Origin of the sequence: Candidatus Competibacter denitrificans Run_A_D11 (genome assembly GCF_001051235.1) — a bacterium.
In the GTDB taxonomy this organism is placed as follows: domain Bacteria; phylum Pseudomonadota; class Gammaproteobacteria; order Competibacterales; family Competibacteraceae; genus Competibacter_A; species Competibacter_A denitrificans.
The window spans coordinates 1-26,690 of record NZ_CBTJ020000043.1 but is presented as its reverse complement, the minus strand read 5'-3'; the positions used below and the strand labels follow the sequence as shown (position 1 = coordinate 26,690).

Sequence of the window (26,690 nt, the reverse complement as noted above, 5' to 3'; positions counted from 1 at the left end):
CTAGCGACCTCCGGCAGGCGGTTGGGTACGGGCGTGGGCAGCGGATAGCGCTTGGCGCAATTCGCCTTCCAGGGTTTCGAGTTGTGCAGTCGCTTCTTTGCGATGGCGGCGGCCCTCATCGGCGATTCGCAGGCTGTCTTCAATGGTGGCAATGAGGGTTTCGTTGGCTTGTTTCACCGTTTCGATGTCGAACACGCCGCGTTCGATTTCGGCACGGGTTTGGGCGTTGGCCTGGCGGAGATTTTCGGCGTTGGATTTCAACAGATCGTTGGTTAAATCGGTGGCGGCCTTGACGGTCTTGGCCGCTTCGCCGGAGCGATAGATAGTGATGGCTTGGGCCAGTTGCTGCCGCCACAGCGGCACGGTATTGACCAGGGTGGAATTGATCTTGTTGATCAATCCCTTGTCGTTTTCCTGCACCAGGCGGATGCTGGGCAAGCTTTGCATGGTGACTTGGCGGGTCAGTTTGAGATCGTAAACTCGCCGTTCCAGATCATCACGGCTGGCGCGCAAATCGCGCAAAGATTGCGCTTTCACCATATCCTCGCCGGCGGCAACCTCCTTTTCCAGGGTCGGCAGCACTTCAGTATCGACCTGTTGCAGCTTGGCGTCACCGGCCGCGATATACAATTCCAACGTGTGGAAATAATCCAGATTGGCGTCATACAACCGATCCAGCATGGCAACATCGGTCAATAGCTGGGTCTTATGGCGCTCCAGCGAATCGCTGATGGTGTCGATTTGATTGCGTACCGTTTCATATTGCTGGACGATTTTGACCAGCGGCTTGGCCTTATTGAACAGCCTGGTGAAAAAACCGGGCTTCTTGTTAGGGTCCAGTTCGTCCAGATCGAAACCGCGCAGCACCGCCACCATTTCATTCAGTGACGCACCCGCCGGGCCGGTGTCCTTGTTGCGCACCCCTTCCAGCATCTTGTCGGAAATGGTGGTGAGCTGTTCTTGGGCTTTGCTGCCAAAGAAGATGATGGAATTGCTATCGTGCAGATCCAACTCCTTCATGAGCGCATCGACTTGCTGGCGGTCTTGCGCCGGCGCTGGAGCACGCTTGGCTAAATCCTGTTGGACTTGCGGCACGGCAGCGGCAAAAACGTCCGGTAGTGCGGGCAGTGCAGGAGGCGTGGCGGTGGCCGTTGGGGTGACCGTGGATTCGGGAGTCGTGCTCATAGCGTTTAGTTCCTTAATCTTTCAAGCGATAATTAAGCGGCAAAAGCCAAGGATAGCTGCGATTGCGGGCGCGCATCGGCCAGGTCATGCCGGGACTGAGATCCCCAAAGCCATCGCCTCATCAGATCACGCCTTCCCGTTTCAGTTGCGTGCTCAGCACTTCAATTTGTACATCGAGATCGGTAACGTCGGTTTCCAGCAATTTTTGTTGCTGCTCGGTGAAGACTTCCTCAATCGTGGTTAGCACCCGGCGGAAATTGTCCTCCAATTCCGGCGCCGTCACCCGCCCGTGGGTTTTGGCATACCCCTCAGTGACTTGCTTGGCGCCATCTAAATAAACATTAAGAAATTTGCGCGCACGCCGCAAATCCCGTGGATCTTCTTCCAGCATCGCGAGGATTTGGCGGGCTTGGGCCACGATGCGCCGTAGCCGGCTATTGAATTCAGCATTACGAATATCACGGGTGGCCCGCTCGATGGCGGCAATGGAATCTTCAGCTTGGGTTAGTGCTTCGATCACCCGGTCGGTGGTATCCACGCCATCACGGTCGGTGAAACGCTTGGCGCCGCGCGGATCGAAGCCATAACTTAAATAGCAGCCCAACAGCGCCAGTCCCCCGAAAACCACTGCTATCGGTAGCGAGTATTGGGCACTGCTCCAAGCGGTTAACGCGGTGGCCAGCGCGATCACTCCGCTGCCCAGTGTTTTCAGCGGCCAGGGGGCTTTGGCGACTTGGCGGCGGGTGTAATCGGCCTCGGTGCGCAGCCCGCGTCGCAGCAAGAGCGCGCCCCATAGAAACAAGCCATAACACACCGCGTTATCGAACAGGTTGCTTAAATTGCCGCGCCCCAGAGCGCCTATCGCCGCAAACAACACCGGCAATGGCAACACAAACAGCATCAGGCCCTTGGTGGTCGGGAAGCGTGCCGGTGCACCTTGATAACGTTCGGCCATGAGGCTAAATCTCCGTTTGATCAGCAAAACCAAAGCGACCAGCACCAGCAATCCGAGGCTGGTCATCAGGAACAGGCGGCCCATATCCACCTCTCCCGGCTACTGGGTCAGTATTGAGGAAATCGCCGGTAAACTCGAAGAGCAAGACACCAACATGGCTTGACAGGCCGCGATACCCACAGTGGCAAAGAGCAGCAACAAACCGATGAACTTGCGCAGGAAATCAGGCATGGCAGCCGCCTCGTTGGATGGTCCGTAATAAGGGTTACTATAACAGCATGAGCGCATTAGACACATTCCAGACCAGATATTCGTCAACAGCCGCAAACGATTTGTGCATTGGCTTCGCCTCATGGGAAAGCGGTTCGGCACGCCGCGCTCAGCGACGGTAGGCAAGAATCACCTTGGGCCACGCAGCGGAAAATCAAGTGTCCCGGATCACTATTGCACACTCACAGCTCTGACTCGCCACTGTTACGAGCCAACAGGCAAGCGACAGTGCCAGGAAGGCTCAGTCGTTGAACTCGGTCTCGATCACCACAACCCGCGGCATCACCTTGCAAAACAGCTCATAGGTGATGGTATTGGCGTGACGCGCAATCTCCTCGGCCGGTAAATCACACCCCCACAAGACCACCGGATCGCCGACATTCGCTTCAGGTAAATCCGTCAAATCGACGGTGATCATATCCATCGAAACCCGACCCACTAGAGGAACACGCCGCCCATTGATCAAGACCGGCGTACCGGATGGCGCATGGCGCGGATAGCCGTCGCCATAGCCAATGGCAACCACGCCGATACGGCTATCCCTTGGACACCGCCAACTGCCGCCGTAGCCTATCGGCTCGCCCGCCGCATACCGTTGTACAGCTATTAAGCGACTCGCCAGGGTCATAACCGGCCGCAGCCTCTCGTCCGCGCCGACGCCATGGTTAAAAGGCGTGCAGCCATAGAGCATGATGCCAGGGCGCACCCAATCAAAATGGGTCTCCGGCCATCCCAAAATACCGCCGGAATTAGCCATGGAACGCTCAGCAGTTATTCCTTGAGTAGCAGCCTGAAAAACTGCCAGTTGTTGACGGGTATACGGATCTTCCCGGTCATCCGCCTTGGCCAGATGGCTCATCAACCGTGGGTTGGGGCCTGCATTCGGACACGCGGCAAGGCGCCCCAGCACAGCGGGAACCTGTTCCGGTGGAAAGCCCAACCGATGCATCCCGCTATCGATCTTGAGCCAAAGATCAAGCGGCCGGCCCGGCTTGGCCAGTTCGAGCATCCGCACTTGAGAATCATGATGCAAAGCAACTTGCAGGCCGTGCTGGCGGCATAAGTCTATTTCTTCGGGTTGCAGAAACCCTTCCAGTACCACCACCGGCTTGGCAATACCAGCCTCTCGCAAGGCCAATGCTTCATCGCAACGTGCGACAGCGAAGGCATCAGCGGTAGACAGCGCCCGTGCGGCCCGCAACAGACCGTGCCCATAGGCATTCGCCTTAAGGGCGGTCGCAACGCGACAATGGGGCGCGGCGGCACGAACACGGGCCAGATTATGACGCAGGGCCGCCAAATCGATGGTGGCGGTGGTAGCAGGTTGCATTGCTCATCTCCAGTTCTTGCGATAGCGCGCGGGCGCTGATCTTGGCGATCATAGTGTACTGGAGATCAAGGTAGTGAAGACGCGCCGTGGCGTCCTCCCCCTTTGTCGAAAACCTCGGCCCTAGCGGAAAACCAGGGTCGGCTCAGGCGGGAACAGGTAACGGTTTGGCATCTAGGCGGCCACTGAAACACCGGCCGAGCCGTTGCGTTTCGCCGTCGAGCCACGCTCGATCAGTTCACCGCGCAACACGACCCGGCGCACGGCTTGATCCGGTTTGGCGATTCGCTGGAGCAGTAATTCGATAGCCGCCCGCCCAATCTCGTAAAGCGGCTGGGAAATCACGGTAATACCGGGTTCGACCAAACGAGTCCAGGGTAGATCGTCGAAACCGGCCAGGGCCACCGCATCGGGAAAGCGTAATTTTGACTCGCGCAACGCTTCGGTCAGCCCAAGCAGGATCAAGCCGCTGCTGGCTACCAACGCATCCGGCAGCGGTCGTCGCCGCAGTCGCTCGTAGGCAGCCGCCCGACCATGCTCAGCGGTCGCGGTTGAGCGCACGGGTTCTGCGTGCGCTTCCAGCCCGTGTGCCGCCATCGCCGCCACATAACCTTCGCGCCGTTGCCGACCGGTCGCACTGGTCGTGCCATAAAAAAAGATATTCCGGCGATAGCCGTTGTCGATCAAATGCGTCGTCAATCGATAGCCCGCATCGACATTATCCAAGATCACCGCATCAGCAGCGGTATCGCGGTCACAACGATCCACCAACACCATTGGAAACGGATAATCTCGGGCGCGGAAACCGGCCAGTGTCGTTAACGTGGGCGATAGAATCACGCCACTGACGTTCTCGTCCCGCATCAGATCAAGATACAAATTCTCTTTCTCTACATCTTCGTCGGTGTTACACAAGATCACCCGCAGGTGGTGTTGGTAAGACACATCTTCGACGGCCCGACTCACTTCAGTAAAAAAGGGATTACGAATATCCGAAACGATCAAGCCAATCGTGTCAGTTTGCCGGGAACGCAAGCGGCGCGCTGCCAGATCCGGCCGATAAGACAGATCGTGAACCGCTCCTAAAACTCGCTGGCGAATCGATTCACTCACCTTGCTATGGCCGGCCAATACCCGAGAGACCGAAGCGACTGAAACACCTGCCTGCTTTGCAACGTCCTTGATCCGCGCCATCGATACCCCTCCTCCGAGGATTGAGAAAACGATTAACTAAAGTAAACGATTACATTTTTATTCTTGCATATTCTCCAGCTATTTGTACATGGGCATAACCTGGGGTTCAGCCAACCCATACTTTTCAAGAAAGGTTAGAATTTATAATAAAATATTGATTAGAAAATAAATTTTAAATGTAAAAACAACAAGAACACGCTATAAAAAAATTTATAGGCACAGCATTGATAAAAAATATGTAAACGATTACAATTTTCGATGTAAATCATTCTGAAAACTATCTGTTTTTAATAAAGAAAACGATTACTAAATCTTTCTGAAATAACCACTTAAAACACGCTCTATACTCAGAGAGTTAACAACCACGAGGACTCGATAAAGATGAAAAAAACAGCACTCACACTCGCCTTGGCAACCGTTCTGGGGGCACCGCTCGCCGCTCAGGCCGATACGATTCTGTATGGGGAGGCTAGACCGTCCTTGACGTATACCGATGTTAAGAACGGCCCTGATACCTGGGATGTCACCGACGATGGCTCAAAACTGGGGATCAAGGGTTTTGAGGATCTCGGCGGCGGGCTGAAAGCGATCTATATGTGGGAATTTAATGTCGATATGACCGACGGAGGGAATTTCTCCGGCACCGCCCAGAAGTTTGCTGGTCTGAGCGGCGGTTTCGGTACGCTTACCCTGGGCACTCAAGACACACCTTACTGGAAAGTCTTGAACGTGATCGATGTTTGGAACAGCGGCAAGGTGCTCAATGGGTCTGCCTATCTAGGCGGCACCATCACCAAGGAAACCAGCCCGCACGGGGCTTTGAGCACTGTGGATAACAACCTCGATTATCAAACGCCAGTTTTCGGCGGCTTCAGCGCTGAAGCCATGGTATCGGCCAGCGGCGGCGATACGGTGACCAACGACATCGATATATGGAGCGTCAACCTCAAATATAATCAGGGGCCAATCTTTGCCGGGCTGACGTACATCAAGCTCAATGGCGACAACAACGCCTCTCTAGGCAGCGGCCGGACCATCGATCTCGATTTGGATAATTGGGGGTTGGGATTGGGCTACAAAACCAACCAATTCCTCGTCGGCTTCATTTATGAACAAGGCACCTTTAACGATGTCAACATCGCTCGGCAGATCCGGGTGAACGGCGTACCTCTGGCTGGCGGTGACGATGCCAAAAGCTGGTATCTGACCGGCCAATACAGCTTCGGCAATAACACATTGCGAGCTGCCTACGGCCAGACCGATACGGGTATCGACCGGGAAGACACCATCGATAACTGGCGGTTGGGCTACCAATATAATCTCAGCAAGCGCACTTGGCTCTGGGCCGAATATATCGGCCGCGACGCCAACACCCTGGTCTATGGTGATCAAAATATCATTACCACCGGTCTGCGGCACCTGTTCTGACAGGCTGCCTCGTTCGGGTGAAACGGCGGAAGCCCTGGCTAGAAACGGCTTCCGCCTCCTTGCGCCGCCCTGTCTGCGTTACCACATGTAAAAGCGCGTGATCTGAGATGAACCCGCAAGATTCAAGTAGTCATCCAATCACCTGTCAGTACCGTGACGGAACGGTGTCATCATTCTCTCAGGGTACTCAGGATACTTCGCAGTCCATATCCGGCACGCGTGTTTGTTGTGGTTTGATCGGGCGGCGTGCAGCTTTTGCTAAGAACCCTGCCAGAACGCCTGACCGTGATCCGGCAAGGTTTGATACGCCGCGCGAAGCCGAAAAGTTACCCGCTTCGCTGCCACTCACCGCGTGCCCCCGCTGTCAACGCCAGGTGACCGCCCATAGATTCGTTACCGACGATGGTGTCCTGGTAATGACCTATCACTGCGACCAGCATGGCGATGTCGTGCCCTCTGCATTCAGCCTGAAAAGGCTTATTTCGGAGATCATCCCCGACTCGTTTGCCTCTTGAGGACTCCAGCATGGCCGAAGCGATCTGTCTGGGTGAATTGCTGATTGATTTCGTCCCCACCGTCACCGGCACCGGCCTGACCGATGCGCCAGCCTTCGTCAAAGCGCCCGGCGGCGCACCCGGTAACGTAGCGGTCGGTCTGGCCCGGCTGGGGATTCCGAGCGCGTTCATGGGCAAGGTCGGCGCCGACGCTTTCGGCCATTTTCTGGCCGCTACTCTGGCCGAAAGCGGGGTCGATGTCAGTCCGCTGGTGTTCTCCAGCGAAGCGCGCACCGCCCTGGCATTCGTTTCCTTACGCGCTGATGGTGAACGGGAATTCATGTTCTATCGCCATCCCAGCGCCGACATGCTGTTTACCCCGCAAGAAGTCAATGTCGGGGCGATTCAGCAGGCCAAGTTGCTACATTTCGGTTCGATCAGCCTCATCAGCGAACCCTCGCGCAGCGCCACTTTGCACGCTGTAGATACCGCCCGCGCCGCCGGTTGCCTGATCTCTTACGATCCTAATCTGCGCCTGCCGCTGTGGCCGGATGCTGACGCTGCGCGGGAAGGGATGTTGCTCGGCTTGAAGAAGGCTCACATCGTTAAGATCAGCGATGATGAAACCGCCTTTCTGACCGGCACCGACGATCTGGAGCAAGCCTGTAAAACGCTCTGGCACGATGAACTCAAGCTGATGGTCGCCACACGCGGGCGTGACGGCTGTGTCTACTTCACCCCCTCTTTTACCGGCGCTGCCAAGACCTTCACCGTGGAGGCCGTTGATGCGACCGGTGCTGGCGACGGGTTCGTGGCCGGTCTCCTGCAAGGCGTGCTGGCTGATCCGACCGCCTTCACTGATAAAACGAAGCTGGGCGAGCTATGCCGTTTTGCCAATGCCGTCGGCGCGCTGGCTACCACCATCCGTGGCGCGATTCCCGCCCTGCCCGACCGCAAGAAGGTATTGGAATTCTTGCGCGATCAATGATCTAACCTTGAAATCAGGCAAAATACAGAGGAGAACTGATACTCAAAGTCATCTGAGCAACGACGAGCCACATTCGTTCGGCAACGATGCCGGTCATACCTTGGCAGCCTGCCAAACCAGCACATCGCAGCATTACTTGATCCGTTTTTGGAGAACCCGATGAGCCGAAAAACCCTTAAAGTCCTGTTCGCCGCCTCCGCCGTCGCCTTGGCCCTGGGCAACACCGCCTTGGCCGGCGACAAGGTAAAAATCGGTTTCCTGTTGAAAACCATGCAGGAAGAGCGCTACCAGCATGATAAAGCCGACTTCATCGCCAAGGCTGAAGCGATGGGCGCCGAAGTGGTGTTCGATTCAGCCAACAACGATGAGCAGGCGCAACTCTCCAAATTTGAAAACATGCTGTCGAAAGGCTGCAAAGTTATTGTGATGCAGCCCGTCAACACCGGCACCGCCGGCAAGATGGTTAAGACCGCCAACGAAGAGAAAGTCAAAGTGGTGGGTTATGACTCGATGCTGGTCAATGGCCCGCTCGATCTGATGGTCATGCAGGATAGTTGGGCGGTTGGCAAGCTCCAGGGTGAAGCGATGCTGGAATGGTTCAAAAAGCATCGGGAGGGCAAAATCGAAGGCAATGTTGCCCTGATCATGGGTCAACCGGGCGATTCCAACGCTACGGCGATGAGCAGCGGCGCTTTGGATCTCATCAAGAAAAACCCCGGCCTGAAGCTGGTGGTGGAACAATCCCACGAAGGCTGGTCCACCGACAAGGCGATGGCGACCACCGAAAACGCCCTGACCAAATATAAAAACAAGGTCGATGCCTTTATCTGCAATAACAGCGGTATGGCCCGTGGCGTGATCGCCGCCCTCGACGCCCAAGGGCTGGCCAGCACCGATAAAGTGTTCGTCGCCGGTTCCGATGCCGATCTGACCAATATTCAATATGTGGCGCAGGGCAAGCAGACCGTCGAAATCTGGAAGAAGGTCAAGCCGCTGGCGGAAACCGCTGCCGAAGCAGCCGTTAAGCTGGCCCAGAATCCCGACAAAAAACCCGCCGATGTCGTCAAGATCGATAAAACCATCAACAACGGCGCGGTCGAAGTGCCGACCATCGTCACCGAAATCGTTCCCGTCACCAAGGACAATCTGGATTCGACCATCATCGCCGGTGGGCTGTACACCAAAGAGCAGGTCTACGGCAAGAAATAACGCCTGATCCGCTCTCGATCAAGCCTGTTCACGCGGGATGATCTCCCCCGTTGCAGCCCACCTTCCACCGGACGATGAAGGTGGGCTTTTTTTAACTCGAACAAAACAGGACGGTGAACTCAATGGGCGAAGTCGTATTGGAAATGAAGAATATCGTCAAAGACTTTCCTGGTGTGCGCGCCCTGAATGATGTCAATTTCGAGGCCCGGTCGGGGGAGTTGCTGGCGCTGATGGGCGAAAACGGGGCCGGTAAATCGACCTTGATGAAGGTGCTCAGCGGCGTGTGGCCCTACCCGACCTACGAAGGCGATATTTATCTGCGGGGCGAGTTGAAGCGGTTCTACAACACCAAGGAGGCCGAAGCCGCCGGTATCGCCATCATCTACCAGGAACTAAACCTGATTCCCGAATTGACGGTGGCGGAAAATATCTTTTTGGACCGCCAAATGACCAATGCCTTTGGCGCGATTCAATGGAGCAAGCTGTTCGCGGAAACGCAACGCTTGCTGGATGAGTTGAATATCAGCGACTTCAAGCCGACCGATAAGGTCCGGGATTTGACGGTCGGCAAACAGCAAATGGTGGAAATCGCCAAGGCGCTTTCGAAAAAAGCCGACATCCTGGTGTTCGACGAACCCACCTCCGCGCTCACCGACAAGGAAGTGGCGGCGCTGTTTGAAATCATCCGTAAACTCAAGCGGCAAGGCGTCTGCATGTCCTACATCTCGCACAAGATGGAGGAACTCCAGCAAATCGCGGATCGCGTGGTGGTGCTGCGCGATGGCAAAACCATCGGCCCGGTGACGCCGATACCGGAGATCACCCTGGATCAATTGATCAGTCGGATGGTCGGGCGCGATGTCAAGGACATGTTCCCGAAAGGTCAATTCCAGCGCGGCGAAAAGGTGCTAGAGGTCAAGAACTTCGAGATCGACAATCCCGATCTGCCAGGCCAGAAGAAAGTCAAAAACGCCTCGTTCTGCGCCTACAAAGGCGAAATCCTCGGCATTTCCGGCTTGATGGGATCGGGGCGCACCGAGCTGGTTTCGGGCATTTTCGGGGCACCGCCCGGCGCGGCGCGTGGTGAAATCTACTTGGATAACAAACTGGTGCGCTTTCGCTCGCCCCACGCCGCCATCGAACACGGTATTGGTCTGGTCACCGAAGACCGGAAGCGGATTGGGCTGATTCTGGGGCAAAGCATCCTCCAGAACATGACCATCAGCTCGCTGGAAACCGTCACCAATATGCTGGGCATTATCAACGAATCCAAGGAGCGGAGTCTGGCGCAGGATTACGTCAAGCGGCTGGCGATCAAAACACCCGGACTGGATGTCAAGATCGACACCTTAAGCGGCGGCAACCAGCAAAAGGTCATTCTGGCCAAATGGTTGAACATCAAGCCCAAGGTTTTAATTCTCGATGAACCCACGCGCGGCATCGACGTGGGGGCCAAGGTCGAGATTTACAATCTGTTGAATAAGCTGGTTGAGGAAGGGGTGACGGTCATCATCATTTCCTCGGAACTCCCGGAAGTCATGGGCATCAGCGACCGCATCCTGGTGATGTGCGAAGGCGAGATCGTCGTCGAATTGACCCGCGAGCAAGCGACCAAAGAACTGATCATGGCTTACGCCACCGGCAGCCAGAAATAAAGGGGATCACACACATGGCAAACACCGCACCCACCACCGAACAACCGACAACGGGCTTTTTGCAAAGCGAAGGGATGCGCGCCTTCCTGAAATTCTTAAAAGATAACGGCACCCTGGTCGCACTGATCGCCTTGATGCTTATTTTCAGCTTCTGGGATGAAGCCTTCTTCACGCCCCGCAATCTCACCAACCTGGCTCGGCAAACCACCATCGTCGGCATCATCGCGGTCGGCATGACGCTGGTCATCATCATTAACGGCATCGATCTCTCGGTCGGCTCAATCGTCGGTTTGGCGGCGATTACCGTGACTTTGTTGATGCAATCGGGCGTCAACGTCTGGGCCGCCATCCTCATCACCTTGCTGCTGACGGGCGTGTTAATCGGGCTGTGGAATGCGCTGTGGATCGCTCATTACAACATTCCACCCTTCATCATCACGCTGGGCATGATGACGATTGCGCGCGGCATTGCGCTCACGCTTTCTGACGGCGGTTCGGTGCCGGTGACCAATCCGGTGTTCGGTGAGATCGGCGGCGGCTTTTTCTCGGTGACGGTCTCCACCATCGTGGTGCTGCTGATTCTGGGCTATCTGCTGTTCTCGCAATACCAGGATTTAAGGCAAAAACGTCAATATGGCATCACCGTCAAAAACCAGGAACTGATTACCGGGGCGGTCGTGACCGTGCTGGCCGGCCTGATCATTTTGTATGCCTTCTCCTATCGCGGGCTGCCGTATCCGGTGGCGATTTTTGCGGTCATCGCCTTTATTGGCAGCTTCACGCTTCAGCACACCAAATTCGGTCGGCGGATTTATGCGATGGGCGGCAATGAGGAGGCCGCGCGCTTATCCGGCATCAGCATCAAGAGCATGAAGATTGCGATTTACTGCATCATCACCACACTATCAGCGCTGGCGGGCATTATGCTGGCGTCGCGGCTGAATGGCGCATCGCCAAATCTCGGCAATATGTTTGAATTGGATGCGATTTCGGCGGTGATCATCGGCGGCACCAGTTTCTCCGGTGGCGTCGGCACTATCATCGGCACTGTCATCGGCGCGTTCATCATCAGCGTGCTGAATAATGGTATGAGTTTGCTGGAAGTGCCGACTTTTTATCAGTTGATCATTAAGGGCGGCATCATCATTCTGGCGGTCTGGTTTGACGTGTTGAGCAAGAAAAAACGCGGGTAAACAGCGGTTGCGGGGAGCAGGTCGCGTTGACTTGCTCCAACGCCAAGGGCTTCGTCAATTTTACCCGGAGGACTTTATGAACACGTTGAAACTGCTATTTCAGAGGATAAGCGGATTTTCTTCCCTCAACCGGCTCATCGGACTGATTGGGCTGCTGGCGGTGGCGCTGATGTTCCAACCCGCCGCGCACGCCAAGGAGTCGGGGCTCAAGATCGGCTTCCTGCTCAAAACCATGCAGGAGGAACGCTACCAAACCGACAAGGCCGAGTTCCTCGCGCGCGCCGAGGCGCTGGGTGCGCAAGTCCTGTTCGATTCCAGCGGCAACAGCGAACTGATCCAGTTGCGGCAGTTCGAGCAAATGCTGGATGAAGGCGCTCAGGTGATCGTGCTGCAACCAGTCAACACCGGACTGGCCGGCGCGCTGGTGCGGCTGGCGAATCAGAAAGGCGTCAAAGTGGTGGGCTATGACGCGATGGTGGTCAACGGCCCGCTGGACCTGATGGTGATGCAGGATAGCTGGGCGGTCGGCCAATTGCAGAGTGAAGCCATGATCCAATGGTTCCAGCAAAAACGCGGCAAGGTCGAAGGCAAAGTGGCGCTCATCATGGGCCAGCCTGGTGATTCCAACGCTGAGGCCATGAGCCAGGGCGTGTTGAAGACGATCCAACAAAATCCTGGCTTGAAATTGGTCGCGCAAATCTCCCATGTCGATTGGTCGCCCGATCGCGCCGCCGAAACCGCCAGCAATTTATTAGTGAAGTACAAGAATGGCGTGGATGCTTTTATTTGCAACAACAGCGGCTTGGCCAGTGGCGTGATCGCGGCGCTGGATTTGGAAAAGCTGGCGGATACCGGAAAGGTGTTTGTCGCTGGCGCGGATGCTGATTTGAAGAACATCCGCTACATCGTCCAGGGCAAACAAGTGGTCGAGGTCTGGAAGGCGATCAAACCGCTGGCGCACAAAGCCGCTGAAATCGCGGTCGAAATCGCCAAAAATCCCGCCAAGCCGTTGGAAACCATCGCGCGGGAAGCCGCTCAGGGCGGGTTACGTTTCGCCATGACCGATAACGGTTTCGCCAAAATTCCAACCGTGATTACCCCGGTAATGCTGATCACCAAAGACAACATCGACAGCACGCTGATCGCCGAAAAAATCTTTACGAAAGAACAGGTTTACGGCGAAAAGAAGTGATAGGGTAAAAAAATAAGAGGGGTGTTGCGAAATCAAAGATCGAACACCCCTCCTACGCGAACGGTGCTGCGTCGCAATGCTGGCAGTGGATTGGTCACCACACTACGCAGCGCCATGGTTGACCGAGTTGCATGAACGCGCCTGAAACGGCCAGGCGAGAAGATCACCGCTTAAACATCGCCTCCAAATCGCCGGGCTTGGCAGGCACCAGGGTTTTATCGTCCTTTAGATACGCCAGAAATACCCAATCTGAACCGGTGTTGCGACCATTGGTAAAATCGACCTTGACCCCACCGATGTCGTAGATTTGCCGACGGGCGGCTTTCAAAAAGCCCTCGCGGGTCAGCGGATTCTCGGCCGCTGCGGCGATAGCCAGGAATAGTTTGCCAACGATGTACGCCTCCAGCGAGGGGTAATCCAAACGCGGCCCGAACACTTTACGCGCCTCTTCAACGATAGGCAGCGGCGAATCCAACGGCGGTATCACGTTGGTTTGGATCACCTTGCCGGTGACTTGCAATTCGTTGAAGTGGGCATTGACTGGGGTATTGGTAAACGACACCATGCTAAACGTCCATGGTTCATTTTTATAGCGCGCGTAGCCGATGAATTTTGAGATCGCGTCGAATGTGCCGACCGTCACCATCAGCCGGCAAGTGGTGTTATTGGCTTTTTCCCACTTTTTCAGTGACTCATAACCGGTGGTGGCTACCAGTGTCTCACGCTGATAAACCCCAATCGGTCCCAAATTGTTGCGTGGCGGATTATCACCGGCCTGATTCATTATCTCGTCAAGCTTGGCGACCAGAGTAGCCATGTTGGGCTGCTCCGCCACGATTGCCCGAATCGCTTGCAAGCCATTCATGCCATAGCTGTCATTTTGTAGATAGCCGCAAATCTCCGTTGGCTTAATGCCTGCGCTTAGAGCGATCTCAATGACGCTTCTGACTTCCTTCACGTAGCTGGTACGGAAATTCAGTATCTCACCCGGTCCGGTTAAGCCTGCTCCGGTGTAAGGTCCGATGAGCGGGACCTTTTTATCGGCTAACAGCGGCAATATAGCTTTCGTGGTCGGGGTGCCATGGTTGCCGATCATCGCAAAAATCCCTTGATCGATCAGCTTTTTAGCACCTTCGGTGGCTTTCTCAGGCTGATAAAAATCGTTGAGTGCGGCCAACTCGACCCGCCGACCCTGGACTGATTGACCATTGAAGGCCGCTTCCATGCCCGCTTTGAGGGCGTTCCCAGTATCTTTGCGGTCGCCCTCCAAGGGTAACAGCGAACCCAGCCGGATGACTTTATCAGTGATCCCCGGGTCCGCCAAACTGATGGGGGAAAACAATAGCCCGCCACCAGCCCCTAGTAGAATGAGTAATAGATTAGCAAGGCGTCGGTACGCAAGCCTTTGTTTTGGTTGTAAATAACCGATAAAAATTCTTATTTTTTTATTCACTGTTATGGCCTTTTTACGCAGGATTCAGGCAAGCACTGGAGCGCTAACTGGCGCCATGCAACGTGGCGGGGACTCTTATCGTGAAGCGTTTGGCGGCAAGCCAGCGGCGGCGCGCGCGGCGCCGCCTTGGTAAAAAAAGCCCGTCTAAGGCGGATCTTTCTTGTCGGTGCCAGGACCGCAGGCGATCACCCTTTCAGCAGCCAGCGCTGCACCTTGAGTGTTTAGCACCGAGTCGTACTGGGCTTGGGCCAATGTAGCACCCCCCATGAATAAGGCCAGAAAAAGCGATAAACGAATGATCATACGGGCCTCCTTTGGTGTTTAGCCACTGACTAAAGGTAGTTTGTATTTTGTCTCTGTGCCAGTGTACCGCTACAGTCACTCCTAATTTTTTGCTAGGTAATTTGCTCTTACAGACTTACGAATCACAGAAAGCAATCAGCAATTTGCAGAAATATATCGATGAATTAACAGAAAAAACCTATTTATGCTCTATTATCAATACAGTCAACGATAACAAACCTGAATCAATGAGCAAAAAATTGCCAATGGAGACAGCCCAGTTCAATTCAAACCTCTTGTACCGACAAGAAGTTTTTCTTGACTTTTATGTGTAATCGATTACATTAATAAACCATAATATCTAAACTAACCAGAGGACAAATTTATGAAAACGATTACTAAATCATGTATTCGCCTTGATGCAAGAGCGAGTACTAAGGAGGAAGCGATCCGACAAGCTGGCCTGTTGCTGGCGGACGCCGGTTACATTAAACCGGCCTATATCGAGAGCTTGCTTAAGCGCGAACAGGTCGCCAACACATTTTTGGGAAGCGGAGTTGCCATTCCGCACGGGATGATTGACGACCGCCACCTGATCCAGCAAACCGGGATCGCCATCCTGCAATTACCCGAAGGCGTGGAATGGAATCAAGGCCAGAAAGCCCATCTGGTAGTGGCTATCGCCGCCCAATCGGACGAGCACATCAGCCTGTTGCGCCGGCTCACCCGCTTGATGCAGCAGCCCAGCGCCATTGATGCACTGGTTCATGCGGATAACCCGCTGGTATTAATGACGGCCCTCGGTGATACCCCCACTCCTGCCGAAGCACAGCCGCAGGCCGCGCCGCCGTGGCCCGCTGACGCCGAAGCCACCTGGACGGTCGATTACCCCAACGGCCTGCACGCTCGCCCGGCCAGCAAGTGGGTTGATACCGCCAAACGCTTCACCAACGAGATTCGCATTTACAAAGACGCCGAATTCGCCGATGCCAAAACCCTGACTGACCTGTTGGCACTGGGGGTGACCAGCGGTACCGCGCTGCGGCTGGCTGCGCGCGGCCCCGATGCGCAACGCGCCCTGAACACCCTGCTCGAAACCGTGCGCGGCTTGTCCGCCATCGAACAGGCCGATGCTGAGCGAGCGCGCAAAAACGCCTTGGCTGCCCGCAAGACCGCACCGGAATGGACGCCGAGCGGCGGGCCGCGCACCCTATACGGTCTGGGCGCCAGTCCCGGCCTGGCCATCGGCAAGCTGGTGCGCCACATTTCGCAGCGCATCGAAGTGACCGATCAACCCGGTGATGTGATCGCCGAAGGCGAAGCACTGGAGCAGGCCCTGCTGGCCGTGCGCGCCGAGCGCGAGGAACTGGAAGGCCGCACCCGCCAGCGCCTGAGCGCCGCCGAAGCCGCCATCTTTGCCGCGCAACGCGAATTGCTAGCGGACCCGGTGCTGACACGGGATGCGCTGACCCACATCATGCAAGGTCACGGCGCAGCCTGGTCCTGGCAGCGGGCGCTGCAAGCTCGCATCGAAAAGCTGCAAAAAATCGACGATCCGCTACTGGCTGCTCGCGCGGTGGATTTGCGCGATGTCGGTGAGCGGGTTTTGGGCCAATTGCTGGGCATTGAGCGTAAACAAATCACCCTCACCGAACCGACGATTCTGGCGGCGGAAGACCTCACACCATCTGACACGCTGCATTTGGATACCCGTCATGTCGCTGGCTTGGCAACCAGTGCCGGCGGCCCCACCTCGCACACCGCCATTCTGGCCCGCACGCTGGGTTTTCCCGCCATCGTGGCCGCCGGTCCCGCGCTGCTGGCTGCACCCGACGGCGGCATGGCGGTCCTCGACGGCGGCGCGGGCGTCTTGTATCTGGACGTAAGTGAAGCCGACCAGAAGAGCGTTGCCGAAGTCATCGCCCGGCAAACTGCCGCCCGCGAGAGCTTGCGCGCGGCGCGTCACCTGCCGGCGACCACCACCGACGGCCACACTGTGGAAATTGCTGCTAACGTCGCCAATCCGAAACAGGCGGCGGCGGCCCTTGAGGCCGGGGCCGAAGGCATCGGCCTGATGCGTACCGAATTCCTCTATCTGGAGCGCGATACTGCCCCGACCGAAGACGAGCAATACCAGGTCTATCGGGAAATGGTCGAGGTCATGGCCGGCAAGCGGCTGATCATCCGGGCACTCGATATCGGCGGCGACAAGCAAGTGCCGTATCTTCATCTACCGCGTGAGGAAAACCCGTTCCTTGGGTTGCGCGGCGCGCGGCTCTTACTGCAACGGCAGGATTTGCTCTATGGGCAATTGCGGGCGCTGTATCGGGCTGCCCAGCACGGCCCGCTGTGGATCATGTTTCCGATGGTGACCCATATCAGCGAGATCGAAGCGCTGCGTGGACACTGTGAACTGGCGCGCGAACAGGTCAAGGGGCCGGACGTCAAACTCGGCATCATGGTCGAGATTCCCGCCGTCGCGGTCATGGCCGACCGTTTTGCGCCACTGGTCGATTTCTTCTCCATCGGCACCAATGATCTCACCCAATATGCACTGGCGGTGGATCGCCAGCATCCCGAATTGGCCGCGCAGGCCGACAGCCTGCACCCAGCCGTGCTCAATCTGATCGATGCCACTGTGCGCGGTGCCCAGGAAGCCGGGCGCGTGACCGGCGGCGGTTGGGTTGGGGTGTGTGGTGGCTTGGCAGGCGATCCGCTGGGCGCGCGCATTCTGACCGGCCTTGGGGTCGATGAACTGAGCATGAGCGCCCAGGATGTCGCACCGGTGAAAGCCGCGCTACGCGGCGAATCGCGCACCGCTATGCAGGAACTGGCCCGCCGCGCCTTGCGTGCCCGCACCGCCGAGGAGGTTCGCGCCCTATGAATCCCTTGCAGCCTTTGAATCCCTTTGCCGAATCCCCGCAAGTGGTGACGGTGGCGCTCAATCCGGCGCTGGATCAGACCATCGAAGTGGCCGGAATCACACTCGGCGCCGTCAATCGCGCCTTGCGGATGCAGGTCGATGTCGGCGGCAAAGCGGTCAACGTCGCCTCCTGTCTGTCTGATTTCCATATTCGCACGGCGGTTACCGGCCAGATTGGCCGTGATAACGCCGCGCTGTTCGAGGAGTTGTTTCAACGTAAAAAGATCGCCAACCATTGCTGCTATCTGGACGGCCTGACCCGGATCAATTCCAAGCTGGTGGATACGGTCAGCGGAGACACCACAGATCTCAATATGCCGGGACCGGAGTTTACCTCGGCCACCGCTAAGGATTTGCTGGACCAGGTACTGCGCCGCCTCGACCAACTGGCTGGCCATGTGCAATGGATCGTGCTGTCTGGCAGCCTGCCGCCGGGAATGCCAGCGGACACCTACGCCACCATCACCCGGCAGGTACAAGCGGCCGGTGGAGCGGTGGTCCTGGATACCAGCGGCGCACCATTGAAAGCGGCACTGGCGGCTGGTCCGAAGATCGTCAAACCAAACCGGCACGAGCTGGCGGAATTGGTCGGTCGGCCGCTCGATACCCTAGACGCGCTGATTACGACGGGCCGCGAGTTGTTGGCCGCCACACCCGCACCGGATTTGGTGGTCGTCTCGCTGGGTGAAGACGGCGCGCTGTTCCTGAACCGCGAACAGGCGGTGCAGGCGCTGCCGATCCAGATGACAGTCAGCAGCACGGTCGGGGCCGGGGATGCCATGGTCGCCGGCCTAGTGGCGGCACAGATCGAAAAGTTGTCGCTCGCCGACACCGCCCGTCTGGCCACCGCCTTTGCCGCTGCCAAGCTAACCCGACTGGGGCCGCATCTACCCCGACCGGCGGAGGTGCGCGCCCTGGCCCAGCAGGTCAGCGTGTCAGCCATCAACTAACAGCACAACCAACTTCCCTCTCCCTTTGAGAGAGAAGTAAACGATTACCAGATCAATAACTAGAGGAGTTCAGAACATGGCAAAGATTGTTGCCGTCACCTCCTGCCCGACCGGCATCGCCCATACCATCATGGCGGCGGAAGGGCTGGAACAGGCCGCCAAGAAACTCGGCCACGAGATTCAAGTCGAGACGCAAGGCTCGGTCGGTGCCCGGAATACCCTGTCCGATGAGACCATCGCCGCCGCAGATGTGGTGATCATCGCCGCCGATACACGGGTCGATACCGCCCGCTTCCTCGGCAAACCCCTCCACGAAACCGCCACCGAACCGGCGATCCGCGATGGCGTGCGCGTCATCGAAACGGCGCTTGCCAGCGTGGGGGCGGTTTCAGCGGCTGCGCTACCCACCAGTCACTTGAAAATCGTCGGCATCACCTCCTGCCCGACCGGCATCGCCCATACCTTTATGGCGGCCGAAGGTCTGGAACAAGGCGCGGCCAGTCTTGGCCACGCCGCCAAGATTGAAACCCAAGGCTCGGTTGGCGCGAAGAATACCCTGACCGCCGAGGACATCGCCGCCGCCGATTTAGTCATCATCGCGGCCGATACCCAGGTGGATAAAACCCGTTTCGCGGGCAAACGGCTTTACGAGGCCAGCACCAAGGCGGCGATTCACGACGGCGCGGCCTTGGTGCGCAAGGCGATTTCCGAGGCCACGGTGGCGGGTGCTGCGACGACGGCCAAGCTCACCCCGGAACAGCAGCTACAACAGGTCAAGGCCCAGCAGGCCGCCGCCCGCACCGGCGTTTACAAGCATCTGATGACCGGCGTGTCCTACATGTTGCCGTTTGTGGTGGCCGGTGGTTTGCTGATTGCCATCAGCTTCGCCCTCGGCGGCATCAACGTTTACGACGACGCCCACAAGGGCACTCTGGGTTGGACGCTGTTCCAAATCGGTGCCAAGTCGGGCTTTGCCTTGATGGTGCCGATTCTGGCTGGCTTCATTGCCTATTCCATCGCCGACCGGCCGGGCATCGCACCGGGCATGATTGGCGGCATGATCGCGGGCGCTATTGGCTCCGGCTTCCTCGGCGGTATCGCCGCCGGTTTCCTGGCCGGTTATGTTGTCAAATTCCTCAGCGACAACATCCCGATGCCGCGCACCCTGGCCGGTCTCAAGCCGGTGCTGATTCTGCCTTTACTCGGCACCACCATCGTCGGTTTGCTGATGTATTACGTGGTCGGCGAGCCGGTGGCCGCTGTGCTAGGCGCGATCACGCAATGGTTGAAAGGGATGCAAGGCACCAACGCCGCTTTCCTGGGTTTGTTGCTGGGTTCGATGATGGCCTTCGACATGGGCGGCCCGGTCAACAAAGCCGCTTACGCCTTCGCCACCGGCCTGATCACCAGTCAGACCGATCCGATCTACGGCCCGATGGCGGCGGTGATGGCGGCTGGCATGACCCCGCCGCTCGGCTTGGCCCTCGCCGCGCTGCTGTTCAAAGACCGCTTCTCGCTGGATGAACGGGAAGCGGCTGGCGCGACCGCCGCGCTCGGTATTTCCTTCATCACCGAAGGCGCGATTCCCTACGCCGCCAAAGACCCGCTGCGGGTAATTCCGGCGCTGATGATCGGTTCGGCGCTGACCGGCGCCATCTCAATGGTGTTCGGCTGTGAGTTGAAGGTGCCACACGGTGGCGTGTTCGTGCTGCCCATTCCCAATGCGGTGGTCAACCTCATGCCCTATCTGATCGCCATTGTGGTGGGAACGGTGGCAACCACCGCCGCGTTGTTCTTCCTGAAAAAACCGCTGGAGGTGAAAACACCGGCCATCGCGGCGCACTAATCCTTTTCGCTTGGTGGTGGTAAGTCAGTGGGGCAAGGCCCCACACCTTTCACGGACGGTGTTGATTCTGTTCCGCCGTCCGTGTTTTTTTACCCTGGGTCATCGCATCAATGAAAAATTTTCCGAATGATTTTTTATGGGGCGCGGCGACCGCCGCTTATCAGGTGGAAGGCGCTTACCAGCAAGATGGCAAAAGCTTATCCATTTGGGATATTTACTCGCATTTACCGGGAACCACCTATCAAGGCACCAATGGGGATCAGGCCGTGGATCACTATCACCGCTATCAGGAAGATGTCCGGTTAATGGCGGAAATGGGCCTTAAATCCTATCGCTTCTCTATTTCCTGGCCTCGGATTTTTCCTAATGGACAAGGCGAGGTCAATCCGAAAGGCATCGAATTTTATAGCAGGCTCATCGACGAATTACTGAAATACAACATCACGCCGGTAGCAACGCTTTATCACTGGGATTTACCGCAAGCCTTGCAAGAGCGGGGCGGCTGGGAAAACCGGGAGCTAATCGAGCTTTTCGCTCAGTACGCTAAAACCTGCTTCGAGCACTTCGGCGACCGGGTGCCTTATTGGATCACCTTCAACGAAACCATCAATTTCATCATGCTGGGCTATCGGGATGGCCTGCACCCGCCGGGCGTGAAGGATGAAAAACGGGCGGTGGAAGTCTCGCACATCGTCAATCTAGCCCACGCCCAGGCCGTGCTGGAATATCGAAGGCTGTGCCGGGAGGACAGGATAGCAGCGGGAAAAATCGGCATCGCCCACGTTCTGCTACCCGGCTTTCCGATCACCGAAAAGCCAGACGATATCGAGGCTTGCGGCTGGTACGAGGAGATGGATTTTCACTGGTTTTACGATCCCAGCGTGCAGGGTTGCTATCCCGAACGGCTGCTGAAATATTATCAAAATCGCTTCCAGGCCCCGACGCTGCGGGATGGCGATCTGGCACTTTTGCAAAGTGCACCCAATGATTTCATCGGCATCAACTATTATCAAAGTACCTTCCTCGCCCACAACCCCAGCGATGGCGTGGGCAGCGCGGCCATCAATGTCAGCGGTGAAAAAGGCACCCAGAAAGAAAGCGGCATTCCCGGCCTGTTTAAAAGAGTGTTCAACCCGAATGTCCACTATACCCCGTGGGACTGGTCGATTTACCCGGAGGGGCTTTACGAAGGCATGAAGCGCATTCGGAATCGTTACGGCGCTATTCTGATCATGATTACCGAAAACGGGCTGGGCGATAAAGACCCGATCAGCGCAACGGGCGAAATTCTGGATATGCCGCGCATCGATTATTTGCGGGAACATCTACGCTGGTGCCGACGGGCGATTGACGAAGGGATTCCGTTATTCGGTTATTTCGTCTGGTCGTTTATCGATTTATTGAGCTGGTTAAACGGCTATCAGAAGCAATACGGCTTTGTCTATGTCGATCATCAGGATGGCCTGAACCGCCGGAAAAAACAGAGTTATTTCTGGTATCAGCAGGTGATTAAAAGTAACGGCGCGACGCTGTAAAAACTAAAAACTTCACTCGCCCTAACCCTCTCCCAAAGAGAAAGGGAATCTTCTCCACAAGCTGCCCAGGAGGATTTGCAAATGCCGGACACCCCCGCCGCAATCAGCCGTAGGTGCGGTTTCGCTTCCGATAACAAAAGTCGAGCATTGACGCCATGACGAACCCCAATGTCATCACCCTCATCGCGCCGCTCTCCGGGCCGCTGGTGCCGCTGGAGCGGGTTCCCGATCCGGTGTTCGCCCAGAAAATGGTCGGCGACGGTATTTCCATCGACCCGCTGGATCAATGTTTGCGCGCGCCCTGCGACGGTCAAATCGTGCAACTGCATTCGGCCGGCCACGCGGTCACTGTCGCCACGTCGCAAGGGATCGAAGTGCTCATGCACATCGGCCTCGATACCGTCAACCTCAAGGGCCAGGGCTTTAGCTCGACAGTGAAAATGGGCGATGTGGTCAAGACCGGCGACCCGCTGATCGAGTTCGACGCCGATTATGTCGCCACCCACGCCAAGAGCCTGCTAACCCAGATCGTCATCACCAACAGCGACCGGGTGGCGGCGTTCGCGCCGCGCTCCGGTAACGTGGCAGCCGGAAAAAGCGCCATTCTGGAATTGACCCTGACCGGAGCCGCGCAAGCGAACACCGACGCCGACGCCGGTAAAACCGTCACCTCCGAGGCGATCCTGATTCCGAATCCGACCGGTTTGCACGCCCGTCCGGCGGCGGTGCTGGCCAATCTGGCCAAGAAGTTCAAGGCCGATGTCCGCCTTCAGAAAGGTGACCAGGTGGCGAACGCCAAGAGCGTGGTCTCCATCATGGGGCTGGAAATCGGCAACGGCGACAAGGTGACCTTAATCGCCAAGGGTGACGATGCGGATGCGGCGGTCGAAACGCTGACCCCGCTGTTGTGGGAAGGGCTGGGCGACGAAGGCTGCAAGCCCGCGCCCGCGCCGGCCAGCTTTGAACCCTCGCCCGGCAACGCCCCCGCACCGCGCGCCCGTTCGGAAGACCCTAACCTGTTGATTGGCGTGGCTGCCTCACCCGGTCTGGCAGTCGGAGAAGTGTTTCAAATCCGCCATCAGGAAATTCAGGTCAACGAAAGCGCCGCCGGTACCCCGCAGCAGGAACGCGACCGGCTGGACCGTGCGGTCGATCAGGGTCGGGCGCAACTGGAAGCCTTGCAGGCCAGTTTGCACGGCCAGCGCGCCGCCGACAAAGCCGCGATTTTCGCCGCGCATCAGGAGTTGCTGGACGACCCGGATTTGCTGGACATCGCCCATTCGGCGCTGGCCAAGGGCAAGAGCGCCGAATTTGCCTGGCATCGGGCGTTTAGCACCCACGCCGACCGGCTGGCCAGTTTGCGTAATGAGTTGTTGGCGGCGCGGGCCAACGATCTGCGCGATGTCGGCCGCCGGGTGCTGACCCTGCTGACCGGCGTCGAGCCGGAACGGCAGACTCCACCGACCAACGCCATTCTGGTGGCCGAGGAACTCAGCCCGTCCGACACCGCCAGCCTGGACCGCTCCAGGGTGCGCGGCTTCTGCACCACGCTGGGCGGTGCGACCTCGCATGTCGCTATCCTGGCCCGCTCGCTGGACATCCCGGCGGTGGCCGGCATCGAACCGCGGGCGCTGGAACTGGCCAACGGTACGCCGGTGGTGCTCGACGGCGGCAAGGGCATCGTCCGGCTGAACCCCAGCCCGGAGGAAATCACCCGCATCCGCGAAACGCAAGAGCGGATGGCGGCGCGGCGCAAGGCGGAACTGGAGGTCGCCCACGAACCGGCCATCACCCTGGACGGCCACCGCATGGAAGTGGTCGGCAACATCGGCGGTCTGGCCGAGGCCGAGCAAATCGCCGGGCTGGGCGGTGAAGGCGTCGGCCTGCTGCGTTCGGAATTCGTGTTTCTGGAGCGCAGTTCCGCCCCCAGCGAGGACGAGCAGTTCGAGATTTACAAAGCCATCGTCGAGGCGCTGGGACCGGATCGGCCGCTGATCATCCGCACCCTGGATGTCGGCGGCGACAAGCCGCTGGTCTATCTGCCGATTCCCAAAGAAGAAAATCCCTTCCTCGGTGAGCGTGGCTTGCGCATCGGTCTGGATCGGCCGGAAATTCTGCGGCTGCAACTGCGGGCGATTTTACGGGCCGCCGCTTACGGCAAGGTGCGGGTGATGTTCCCGATGGTCGGCCTGCTGTCGGAACTGCGCGACGCCAAGGCGATGCTGGAGGAAGAACGGCAACGGCTGAACGCAGCGCCCATCGAAACCGGCATCATGGTGGAAATTCCGGCGGCGGCGATCATGGCCGCCCAATTCGCCCGCGAGGTCGATTTCTTCTCCATCGGCACCAACGACCTGACCCAGTACACCCTGGCGATGGATCGCGGCCATCCCAAGCTCGCGCCCAAGGTGGACGGCCTCAACCCCAGTATCCTGCGACTCATCGCCTGGACGGTGAAAGCGGCCCACGACGAAGGTAAATGGGTCGGGGTCTGCGGCGGCATCGCCAGCGACCCGCAAGCCGTGCCGTTGCTGATCGGGCTGGGGGTGGATGAATTGAGCGTCAGCCTGCCGACCATTCCCAGCATTAAAGCCCAAATCCGCACCCTGTGGCTGCACGAATGCCAGGAACTGGCGCAACGGGCGCTGGCGCTGGAAACCGCCGCCGAAGTACGGATGGCGACCTCGGCGTCCGCGCCCTAACCGATTTTGGAGATGACTGTCATGTGGCAACACGCATTCGCATTTCTGCAAAAAATCGGCAAGGCGCTGATGCTGCCGGTTTCGGTGCTCCCGGTCGCCGGCATTCTGCTCGGCATCGGCAGCGCCCATTTCGCCATCTTCCCGGATTTGGTCTCCAACGTCATGGCCCAGTCCGGCGGCGCGATTTTCGGCATCATGGCGATCATGTTCGCCATCGGCGTGGCGCTGGGTCTGACCAATAACGACGGCGTTTCGGCGCTGGCGGCGCTGGTCGGCTACGTCGTTTTGCTGGCGACCCTGGGCGTGATGGCCAAGGTGCTGGGGGTGGAAACCAAGGAGGTGATGGGCATTGCCTCGGTCGATACCGGGGTGTTTGGCGGTATCGTCATCGGCGGCATCGCGGCGGCGCTGTTCAACCGCTATTACCGGATCAGCCTGCCGCCGTATCTGGGTTTCTTCTCCGGCAAACGCTTCGTGCCGATTGTCACCGCCTTCGCCGCTATCGGCCTGGGGATTGTGCTGAGCTTCGTCTGGCCGCCGATTGGCGCGGGCATCAAAGGTTTTTCCCACTGGGCGGCGGAGAGCAATCCGGCGCTGGCCTTCACCGTGTACGGTGTCATCGAGCGCCTGTTGATTCCCTTCGGCCTGCATCACATCTGGAATGTGCCGTTCTTCTTCGAGGTCGGCAGCTATATGGACCCGACCACCGGTAAAGCCATCACCGGCGAAATCCAGCGTTACATCGCGGGCGATCCGACGGCGGGCAACATGGCGGGCGGCTATCTGTTCAAGATGTGGGGTTTACCGGCGGCGGCGGTGGCGATTTGGCATTCGGCCCGCCCGGAAAACCGCGCCCGGATCGGCGGCATCATGATTTCAGCGGCGCTGACCGCGTGGTTGACCGGCATCACCGAACCGATTGAATTTGCCTTCATGTTCGTCGCGCCGGTGCTGTATCTGATCCACGCGCTGCTGGCCGGGGTCGCCTATTTCCTGTGTATCGAACTGGGGGTCAAGCACGGCATGACCTTCTCGCACGGTGCGATTGATTTCATGGTGCTGTACGCCAAATCCACCCACGGCTGGTGGCTGATCCCGCTGGGGCTGATGTGGGCGGCGATGTACTACACGATTTTCCGGGTGGTGATCGCCAAGTTCGATCTGAAGACGCCGGGCCGCGAACCGGAAGAAGTCGCCACTTCAAGCGAAGCGACCGCCGACATCGCCCACGGCTTCACCAAGCAATTGGTGCTGGCCTTCGGTGGCCGCAGCAATATCAAAGGTTTGGATGCCTGCATCACCCGGCTGCGGGTGGAATTGAACGATATGAGCAAGGCCAACCCCGGAAAGCTGAAGGCATTGGGCGCGGCGGGCGTGGTCATCGTCGGCAAGGGAATGCAGGCGATTTTCGGCACCCGCTCGGAGAATCTGAAAACCGACATGGAGGAGTATTTGAAAACCGCCGGGCCGGAAGCGGACGCCATCGAGGAGCCGTCGCCGGTGGCGGCTCCCGCACCCGCCGGCATCGTCTCCAAATTGCGCGATCCCGAAGCGGCGGACAAGGCCAAAAAGCTCATCGCCGCGCTCGGCGGGTCGGGCAACATCCAGCGGGTGGACGCCTGCGCCGAAACCCGGCTGCGGCTGGTGGTCGGCAATGGCGCATCAGTGGATGAGCGTGCCCTACAGGCGGCCGGGGTCGGCGGTTTGATGCGGCTGGCCAATAACACCGTACATCTGGTGGTGGGCTTGAATGCCGATCAGTATGCGGCGGAAATGCGGGGGCAATTGGCGGTTTAGCCCTCACCCCCAACCCCTTGTATGTTGGGGATTGGTTAAAGTGTAAGGGCGACGTGGTAGCACGAAAACCCTGAGGGACTGCAGATCCCGTGGGAGAGCGAGAAGCGCCACG

Annotated in this window: 19 protein-coding genes; 12 read left to right on the top strand and 7 right to left on the bottom strand. The window is 57.9% G+C overall.

Annotated features, from left to right (window positions below; translation table 11 throughout):
* The 5 genes from BN873_RS10180 to BN873_RS10165 all read right to left on the bottom strand — a co-directional run bounded on the left by BN873_RS10180 (position 1) and on the right by BN873_RS10165 (position 4,931).
* Complete coding sequence (locus BN873_RS10180; RefSeq protein WP_053085294.1) at positions 1 to 1,185, bottom strand: toxic anion resistance protein; 1,185 nt, start codon at positions 1,183 to 1,185, stop codon at positions 1 to 3.
* 121 nt (positions 1,186 to 1,306) lie between these two features.
* The gene (locus BN873_RS10175; RefSeq protein WP_048673483.1) at positions 1,307 to 2,224 is read right to left on the bottom strand and encodes a 5-bromo-4-chloroindolyl phosphate hydrolysis family protein; all 918 of its coding nucleotides are present in this window, start codon (positions 2,222 to 2,224) and stop codon (positions 1,307 to 1,309) included.
* Positions 2,225 to 2,239: 15 nt separating this feature from the next.
* Complete coding sequence (locus BN873_RS21155; RefSeq protein WP_277921593.1) at positions 2,240 to 2,371, bottom strand: hypothetical protein; 132 nt, start codon at positions 2,369 to 2,371, stop codon at positions 2,240 to 2,242.
* Between the two features lie 280 nt (positions 2,372 to 2,651).
* Positions 2,652 to 3,740: an alanine racemase gene (gene alr / locus BN873_RS10170; protein ID WP_048673482.1), complete on the bottom strand. Its 1,089-nt coding sequence runs from the start codon at positions 3,738 to 3,740 to the stop codon at positions 2,652 to 2,654.
* A gap of 171 nt (positions 3,741 to 3,911) precedes the next feature.
* The gene (locus BN873_RS10165; RefSeq protein ID WP_048673481.1) at positions 3,912 to 4,931 is read right to left on the bottom strand and encodes a LacI family DNA-binding transcriptional regulator; all 1,020 of its coding nucleotides are present in this window, start codon (positions 4,929 to 4,931) and stop codon (positions 3,912 to 3,914) included.
* Positions 4,932 to 5,312: 381 nt separating this feature from the next.
* On the opposite strand from BN873_RS10165, the gene BN873_RS10160 reads away from it, so the two are divergent.
* The 6 genes from BN873_RS10160 to BN873_RS10130 all read left to right on the top strand — a co-directional run bounded on the left by BN873_RS10160 (position 5,313) and on the right by BN873_RS10130 (position 13,090).
* Complete coding sequence (locus BN873_RS10160; RefSeq protein WP_048673480.1) at positions 5,313 to 6,359, top strand: porin; 1,047 nt, start codon at positions 5,313 to 5,315, stop codon at positions 6,357 to 6,359.
* Positions 6,360 to 6,884: 525 nt separating this feature from the next.
* A complete protein-coding gene (locus tag BN873_RS10150) occupies positions 6,885 to 7,841 on the top strand; it encodes a PfkB family carbohydrate kinase (protein WP_048673478.1) in 957 nt (318 codons plus the stop codon).
* Positions 7,842 to 8,000: 159 nt separating this feature from the next.
* Positions 8,001 to 9,050, top strand: a complete 1,050-nt coding sequence (locus BN873_RS10145) for a sugar ABC transporter substrate-binding protein (RefSeq protein ID WP_048673477.1) — start codon at positions 8,001 to 8,003, stop codon at positions 9,048 to 9,050.
* A gap of 122 nt (positions 9,051 to 9,172) precedes the next feature.
* Positions 9,173 to 10,705: a sugar ABC transporter ATP-binding protein gene (locus tag BN873_RS10140; RefSeq protein ID WP_048673476.1), complete on the top strand. Its 1,533-nt coding sequence runs from the start codon at positions 9,173 to 9,175 to the stop codon at positions 10,703 to 10,705.
* A gap of 14 nt (positions 10,706 to 10,719) precedes the next feature.
* Positions 10,720 to 11,898: a sugar ABC transporter permease gene (locus BN873_RS10135; protein WP_242434410.1), complete on the top strand. Its 1,179-nt coding sequence runs from the start codon at positions 10,720 to 10,722 to the stop codon at positions 11,896 to 11,898.
* A 76-nt stretch (positions 11,899 to 11,974) separates the two neighbouring features.
* Complete coding sequence (locus BN873_RS10130) at positions 11,975 to 13,090, top strand: substrate-binding domain-containing protein (RefSeq protein WP_048673475.1); 1,116 nt, start codon at positions 11,975 to 11,977, stop codon at positions 13,088 to 13,090.
* Between the two features lie 163 nt (positions 13,091 to 13,253).
* On the opposite strand, the gene BN873_RS10125 is transcribed toward BN873_RS10130, so the two are convergent.
* Positions 13,254 to 14,432, bottom strand: a complete 1,179-nt coding sequence (locus BN873_RS10125) for an ABC transporter substrate-binding protein (protein ID WP_048673474.1) — start codon at positions 14,430 to 14,432, stop codon at positions 13,254 to 13,256.
* Between the two features lie 255 nt (positions 14,433 to 14,687).
* A complete protein-coding gene (locus BN873_RS20390; protein WP_171820452.1) occupies positions 14,688 to 14,846 on the bottom strand; it encodes a hypothetical protein in 159 nt (52 codons plus the stop codon).
* Positions 14,847 to 15,210: 364 nt separating this feature from the next.
* Here BN873_RS20390 and ptsP (BN873_RS10115) point away from each other — a divergent pair, with 364 nt between their 5' ends.
* The 6 genes from ptsP (BN873_RS10115) (at position 15,211) to ptsG (ending at position 26,578) form a co-directional block, all read left to right on the top strand.
* Positions 15,211 to 17,709, top strand: a complete 2,499-nt coding sequence (ptsP, locus tag BN873_RS10115) for a phosphoenolpyruvate--protein phosphotransferase (RefSeq protein WP_048673472.1) — start codon at positions 15,211 to 15,213, stop codon at positions 17,707 to 17,709.
* Positions 17,706 to 18,698 (top strand): 1-phosphofructokinase, encoded by a 993-nt coding sequence (pfkB, locus tag BN873_RS10110; protein WP_048673471.1) that lies wholly within the window; start codon positions 17,706 to 17,708, stop codon positions 18,696 to 18,698. The genes ptsP (BN873_RS10115) and pfkB overlap by 4 nt, the downstream gene beginning before the upstream one ends.
* Before the next feature lie 76 nt (positions 18,699 to 18,774).
* Positions 18,775 to 20,544 carry a PTS fructose-like transporter subunit IIB gene (locus tag BN873_RS10105; protein WP_048673470.1) on the top strand — a complete coding sequence of 590 codons (1,770 nt, stop codon included), beginning with the start codon at positions 18,775 to 18,777 and terminating at the stop codon, positions 20,542 to 20,544.
* Positions 20,545 to 20,654: 110 nt separating this feature from the next.
* Entirely contained in the window at positions 20,655 to 22,079 is a 1,425-nt protein-coding gene (locus tag BN873_RS10100; protein WP_048673469.1) for a GH1 family beta-glucosidase, read from the top strand.
* Between the two features lie 155 nt (positions 22,080 to 22,234).
* Positions 22,235 to 24,781 (top strand): phosphoenolpyruvate--protein phosphotransferase, encoded by a 2,547-nt coding sequence (gene ptsP, locus BN873_RS10095; protein WP_048673468.1) that lies wholly within the window; start codon positions 22,235 to 22,237, stop codon positions 24,779 to 24,781.
* A 21-nt stretch (positions 24,782 to 24,802) separates the two neighbouring features.
* On the top strand, positions 24,803 to 26,578 hold the full coding sequence (gene ptsG, locus BN873_RS10090; protein WP_048673467.1) for a PTS glucose transporter subunit IIBC: 1,776 nt from the start codon (positions 24,803 to 24,805) through the stop codon (positions 26,576 to 26,578).
* Positions 26,579 to 26,690: the final 112 nt, after the last annotated feature.